Source organism: Curtobacterium flaccumfaciens UCD-AKU (assembly GCF_000349565.1).
In the GTDB taxonomy this organism is placed as follows: Bacteria; Actinomycetota; Actinomycetes; order Actinomycetales; family Microbacteriaceae; genus Curtobacterium; species Curtobacterium poinsettiae.
In genome coordinates this window covers 225199-231906 of sequence record NZ_KB714607.1, presented here as the reverse complement: position 1 = coordinate 231906, position 6708 = coordinate 225199, and the positions used below count along the sequence as shown (strand labels likewise).

Annotated in this window: 3 protein-coding genes; all 3 read right to left on the bottom strand. The window is 70.8% G+C overall.

Features of this window, described 5'->3' with window-relative positions:
- Positions 1–192 precede the first annotated feature (192 nt).
- Genes treZ through glgX form a run of 3 tightly spaced genes read right to left on the bottom strand, consistent with a single transcriptional unit; the run spans position 193 to position 6670 of the window.
- The gene (gene treZ / locus H489_RS23215; protein WP_017886066.1) at positions 193–1947 is read right to left on the bottom strand and encodes a malto-oligosyltrehalose trehalohydrolase; all 1755 of its coding nucleotides are present in this window, start codon (positions 1945–1947) and stop codon (positions 193–195) included.
- Positions 1944–4442: a malto-oligosyltrehalose synthase gene (treY, locus tag H489_RS23210; protein WP_017886065.1), complete on the bottom strand. Its 2499-nt coding sequence runs from the start codon at positions 4440–4442 to the stop codon at positions 1944–1946. The genes treZ and treY overlap by 4 nt, the downstream gene beginning before the upstream one ends.
- Positions 4439–6670, bottom strand: coding sequence for a glycogen debranching protein GlgX (glgX, locus tag H489_RS23205; RefSeq protein ID WP_017886064.1), 2232 nt, complete (start codon positions 6668–6670; stop codon positions 4439–4441). The genes treY and glgX overlap by 4 nt, the downstream gene beginning before the upstream one ends.
- Positions 6671–6708: the final 38 nt, after the last annotated feature.

Sequence of the window (6708 nt, the reverse complement as noted above, 5' to 3'; positions counted from 1 at the left end):
CAAGCTGCCCTCCGTGCGGAAGAACGCGCACGCGGTGGCCGACCACGCGGCCTGAGGCCACGAACACACGAACACACCAACGCACGAACGGCGACGAAACCAGGGGGTTCGTCGCCGTTCGTGTGTGCGGGACTGCGGCTCGCGCAGCACGCGGACGCGCGGCTCGCGCAGCACGCGGACGCGTCCGGGCGGCTAGCGCAGCACGACCACGCCTCGGCCGCGGAACCGGACGACGCCGGCATCGACCTCGGTCGCCCCGAAGCCGTAGAGCTCCTCGCCCTCGGCCTCAGGGACGGGGACCTCGGCAGCGTCATCGGCGAAGTTCACGACGACGTGCACCGGCGTGACGTCGGGGCCGAGCAGTCCGCGTGTGAGCACGAGCCAGCGATGGTCCTCGCTGAAGCGGACGGCGTTCGCCTCGTACCGGTGGTCGACGAACGCCTGGTCGGTGCGACGCAGGGCGATCAGCACCCGGTACGCGCGCAGGATCGCCGCACCGCGCTCCGAGCTCACGTCGGCCCAGTCGAGCTTCGAGTTCGTGAACGTCGTCGGGTCCTGCGGGTCCGGCACGGCGGACTCGTCCCAGCCGTGCTCGGCGAACTCGGCGATGCGCCCCTCGGCGGTGGCCGTGCCGAGCTCGGGCTCCGGGTGCGAGGTGAAGAACTGCCACGGTGTCGAGGCCGCGAACTCCTCGCCCATGAACAGCATCGGTGTGAACGGCCCGAGGAGCGTCAGGGCTGCGGCGATCACGAGCCCCTCGTCGTCGAGGGTCGCTGCCAGCCGGTCGCCGGCGGCCCGGTTGCCGATCTGGTCGTGGTTCTGGTTCGCGACGACCAGGGCCGTCGCGGGGGAGGTCCCGCGGTCGATCGGTCGGCCGTGCCGCTTGCCGCGGAACGACGACCAGGTGCCGTCGTGGAAGAAGCCGTCCTGGAGGACCTTCGCCAGCGCCGAGAGCGGAGCGAAGTCGGCGTAGTAGCCGTTCGTCTCACCGGTGAGCGCCACGTGCACGGCGTGGTGGAAGTCGTCGGACCACTGTCCGGCGAGGCCGTACCCGGCGGCCTCGCGCGGCCGGAACATCACCGGGTCGTTGAGGTCGGACTCCGCGATGAGCGACAGCGGACGCCCGATGAACGACGAGTAGGCGTCGGTCTCGTCGGCCATCGACGCCAGCACGTGCGGGCGGGTGGTGTCGCGGATCGCGTGCACGGCGTCGAGCCGGAGCCCGTCGACGTGGTGGTCGCGGAACCACATGCGCACGTTGTCGAGGACGTACCGACGGACCTCGGGGTGCTCGACGTTCACCGAGTCGCCCCAGGTGTTGCCGAGCCCGGCGAGCAGGTAGGGGCCGTACAGCGGCAGGTAGTTCCCGCTCGGGCCGAGGTGGTTGTAGACGACGTCCTGGATGACACCGAGCCCCAGCGCGTGCGCCGTGTCGACGAACCGGTCGTAGGCGTCCGGGCCGCCGTACGGCGCGTGCACCGAGAACCAGCCGACCCCGTCGTAGCCCCAGTTCCACTCGCCGTTCACCGCGTTGACGGGGAGCAGTTCGACGAACTCGACCCCGAGCTCGACCAGGTGGTCCAGCTTCTGGGCGGCGGCGTCGAGGGTGCCCTCGGGCGTGTAGGTGCCGATGTGCATCTCGTAGATCACGGCGCCGCGGGCCGGGCGTCCGGTCCACGACTCGTCGGTCCACGCGAACCGAGCGGGGTCGACGACCTCGGACGGGCCGTGCACGCCCTCGGGCTGGTACCGGCTCCGGGGGTCCGGTCGGACCGCGTCGTCGTCGCCGATGCGGAACCCGTACCGGGCACCGACCACCGGCATCACGGAGTCGGTGGACCACCAGTCGTCGGTGCCCCTGGTGAGCGGGTACTCGACGTCGTCGACGACGAGCCGGACCCGTTCCGGCTCGGGCGCCCAGACGGCGTAACGGTCGGGTGCGGTCATGCGTGACCCTCCAAGATGTCGATCTCGGCCTGCGCGTCGGACTCGGTGGCGTCCGTCGTGCCGGCGGCGGGCCGGGAGGCACCGCTCGCGTCGGACACGGCGGTCACCGCGTCGGCGTGGCCGGCTGCACCGACCGCGTCGGCGGGCACGAGCAGCGCGACCGGGTAGGTGGTGAGCAGGTCGGCCAGCGCGATCCCGCGGTCAGCGGGGACGTGTCGGCCGGTGAGCAGGTCGATGCGCTCGACCGGGACGGCGTGCACCAGGGTGTCGCCCCAGCCGCCGACCCGGCCGAGGCCGATCGGCAGCCGCGTCGCGATCGTCACGGCACCGCCGCGGTCGAACGCGATGACGTGGTCGGCCGCGCTTCCGGTGGCCTCGAGCTCCAGGTACCGGGTGAACAGCTCCGGGTGGTCCCGTCGGATGCGCAGTGCGCGGGTCGTGACCAGGAGCTTCGCGGCTCCGTCGATGCCGATGGCCCGCAGGTCCTCGGGGCCGTCGTCGTCGGGGCCGTCGAGCTCCGCGAGCACGTGACGCCGCTCGGCGTAGTCGACCGGGCGTCGGTTGTCGGGGTCGACCAGCGAGCGGTCCCAGAACTCGGTGCCCTGGTAGACGTCGGGGACGCCGGGGGCGGTGAGCTGGACGAGCTTCTGGGCGAGACCGTTCGACCACCCGGCAGCGTCGATCTGCCCGTCGAGGGCGTCGAGCACCACGACCACGTCCGGGTTGTCGAACGCGGCGTCGACGATCGCGTGCATCTGCTGCTCGAACGCCTCGTCGGGCTCGGTCCACGTGGTGCTGTCCCCGGCTTCGCGGGAGGCCTTCTCGGCGTAGGCGTGCAGACGTTCGCGGCTGGCGGGCCGCGCGCCGACGATCGCCTGCCAGAGCAGGTCGGCGAACACGCGGTCCCGCAGCGGCACGAGCGACTGCAGCCGCTCGAGCGTGGCGGCCCACTCGTCGCCGAGCTCGGCCAGCACGGCGATGCGGGCGCGGGTGTCCTCGCTGCGCTTCGTGTCGTGCGTGGTGAGCGTCGTCATGGTGTGCGGCCAGCTGCCCAGCCGTTCGCGCTGTGCCTGGTGGAAGTCCGCCACCGAGACCGCGAAGACGCTCGGGTCGCCGCCGACCTCGCTCAGGGACGACAGGCGCGAGGTGCGGTAGAACGCGGTGTCCTCGACGCCCTTCGCCATCACCATGCCGCTGGTCTGCTGCAGTCGGAGGGCCGCGGCGTTCGTCGGGTCGACGAGTGCCGGTGCGATCCGGTCGATGACGTCGTCGAGGTCCGGGCGGGCCGCGGCGGCGCGCTCGAGCGCGGTGATCAGGTGGTGGGCGCCCTCGGGCAGGTACGTGCGGTACACGTCGAACGAGGCAACGACCTCGGCGACCGCGTCGACGATCCGCTCGTGCGTGATCGTCGCCGTGACGGCACTCGGTGCGAGCAGACGAGCGAGCCGCTCGACCTCGCTGCCGAGGATGCCGTCCGCGATGCCCCGTCGGGTGTCGTGCGTGAGCTGCTGCCAGTCGGTCGGTTCGGCGCCCGACGCCGCGGTCAGGGACTGTTCGCCCGCCGGGTCGACGAACACGCGGTCGAGCACCCCGAGGGCGTCGTACCCGGTGGTGCCGTCGACCGGCCACGAGCTCGGCAGCTGCTCGCCGGGCTCGAGGATCTTCTCGACGAGGGTGTAGGCCCCGCCGGTCAGCTCCGCCAGATCCTGCAGGTAGCCCGCCGGGTCGTACAGCCCGTCCGGGTGGTCGATGCGCAGGCCGTCGACGAGCCCGTCGCGGAACCAGCCGCCGATGACCGCGTGCGAGGCCGCGAAGACCTCGGGCTCCTCCACGCGGATCGCCGCGAGGGTGTTCACCGCGAAGAACCGGCGGTAGTTCAGGTCGTGGTCGGCACGCTTCCAGTGCACGAACGCGTAGTGCTGGCGCTCGTGCACGGTCTCGACGGTGTCGCCGTCGTGCACCGTGCCCGGCGCCGTCGGGTAGGCGGTCTCACCGACGCGGAGCACCGGACGCTCGGCGTCGGACGTGTCCAGCGTGATCGCGTCGAGCAGCCGGTCGTCCAGCACGGGGACCCGGAGCTTGCCGTCGCCGGCTTCCCAGTCCACGTCGAACGCCCAGGCCACGGGCGAGCCCTGGCCGAGTTCGAGCAGGGACCACCACCACGGGTTCGACTCGGGGGTCGCGACACCGACGTGGTTCGGCACCACGTCGACGATGACCCCGAGGCCGACGGCGTGCGCGGCCTCGGCCAGCGCCCGCATCGCCTGGTCGCCACCGCGGTCGGTGTCGACGCGGGTGTGGTCGACCACGTCGTAGCCGTGGTTCGACCCGGACTCGGCCTGCAGCACGGGCGACAGGTACAGCCAGTCGGCGCCGAGGTCGTGCACGTAGCCGACCAGGTCGCGCGCGGCGTCGAGGTCGAAGTCGGCGGAGACCTGCAGGCGGTACGTCGACGCGGGCACGCGGTTCGCGGCGCCGGGCGTTCCGGCGGTCATCGGGCGGTTCCGCTCGGTGCGGTGGACCCGGCCGGGTTGACCGGGGTGACGGCGTCCTGCGGTGCTGCCGGTTCGGTGGCACCGTCCTGTTCGGCGTCGACCGGGGTGCTCGTGACCTCGTGGTCGGGCTCGGCGCGGAGCACGATCATCGACCGTGCGGGGACGTCGAGCGGGGTGCCCGCGTCGAGCACCTCGTCACGGGCGCCGGGGTCCGCGGTGTCGATCCGGACGGTCCAGCCGGGGGAGTACTCCTCGGGCGGCAGCGTGAAGGTCACGACGTCGTCGTGGGCGTTGAAGTACGTGATGAAGCCGACGTCGGTGACGCGCTCACCGCGGGCATCGCGGCCGCGGATGCCCTCGCCGTTCAGGTACATGCCGACGCTCTTGCCGAAGCCGGAGTCCCAGTCCTCGGGGTCCATCGCGTCGCCCGAGGGGGTCAGCCACACCACGTCGGGCAGCGGCTCGCCCTCGCCACGACGGACCGGACGGCCGTTGAAGTACCGGGTCCGGCGGAACGTCGGGTGGTCGTGCCGCAGCTTCACCACGTCGGCGGTGAACTGGATGAGGTCTTCGTCCGCGCTGTCCCAGTCGATCCAGCTGAGCTCGGAGTCCTGCGCGTAGACGTTGTTGTTGCCCGACTGCGACCGACCGAGTTCGTCGCCGTGCGCGAGCATCGGCACACCCTGGCTCAGGAGCAGGGTCGCCAGGAAGTTCCGGCGGCGCTGCAGCCGCAGGGCGTTCACGGCCTCGTCGTCGGTCGGGCCCTCGGCGCCGGAGTTCCACGACCGGTTGTGGCTCTCGCCGTCGTTGTTGTCCTCGCCGTTGGCCTCGTTGTGCTTCTCGTTGTAGGCCACCAGGTCGTACAGCGTGAAGCCGTCGTGTGCGGTGATGAAGTTGATGCTCGCCTTGGGCGTGCGACCGTCGTGCTCGTACAGGTCGGCCGAGCCCGAGATCCGGGACGCGAACTCGCCGAGCGTCGACGACTCACCGCGCCAGAAGTCACGGACGGTGTCGCGGTACTTGCCGTTCCACTCGGACCACTGGGGCGGGAAGTTGCCGACCTGGTAGCCACCGGGGCCGACGTCCCACGGCTCGGCGATGAGCTTGACCTGCGACACGATCGGGTCCTGCTGGACCAGTTCGAAGAAGGCCGACAGGCGGTCGACCTCGTAGAACTCGCGCGCCAGCGCCGACGCCAGGTCGAAGCGGAACCCGTCGACGTGCATCTCGGTCACCCAGTAGCGGAGCGAGTCGAGGATGAGCTGCAGCGAGTGCGGGTGCCCGACGTTGAGCGAGTTCCCCGTGCCCGTGTAGTCCATGTAGAACTTCTTGTCGTCGTCGACCAGGCGGTAGTAGGCCGCGTTGTCGATGCCGCGGAACGACAGCGTCGGGCCGAGGTGGTTGCCCTCGGCGGTGTGGTTGTAGACGACGTCGAGGACGACCTCGATGCCGGCGCGGTGCAGCTCGCGCACCATCGTCTTGAACTCCTGGACCTGCTGGCCCTGGTCGCCCGACGACGAGTACGCCGAGTGCGGCGCGAAGAAACCGATGGTGTTGTAGCCCCAGTAGTTCGACAGCCCCTTGTCCTGCAGGGTGGAGTCGTTCACGAACTGGTGCACCGGCATGAGCTCGAGCGTGGTGATGCCGAGACGCTGCAGGTGCTCGATGACCGCAGGGTGGGCGACGCCGGCGTAGGTGCCGCGCTGCTCTTCCGGTACGTCCGGGTGCGTCTCGGTGAGGCCCTTGACGTGTGCTTCGTAGATGACGGTCTCGCCGTACGGCGTGCGTGGCGGACGGTCCCCCTGCCAGTCGAAGAAGGGGTTGATCACGACGCCCTTCATCATGTGCGACGCGGAGTCCTCGTCGTTGGTCGAGTCCGGGTCGCCGAACGTGTACGAGAAGAGCGACTGGTCCCAGTCGATCTCACCGCTGGTCGCCTTGGCGTACGGGTCGAGCAGGAGCTTCGACGGGTTGCAGCGCGCGCCGGAGTCCGGGTCGTACGGGCCCTGCACGCGGAAGCCGTACTCCTGCCCGGGACCGATGTTGGGGAGGTACGCGTGCCAGACGTAGGCGTCCACCTCGAGCAGGCGGACGCATTCTTCGTTGCCGTCGGAATCGAACAGACAGAGTTCGACGCGCTCGGCGACCTCGGAGAACAGCGCGAAGTTCGTGCCGCTCCCGTCGTAGGTCGCCCCGAGCGGGTACGGGTTTCCGGGCCAGGTGTGCAAACGGTCCTCCAGGTGTGGGTGCGGCCAACATATCGGCG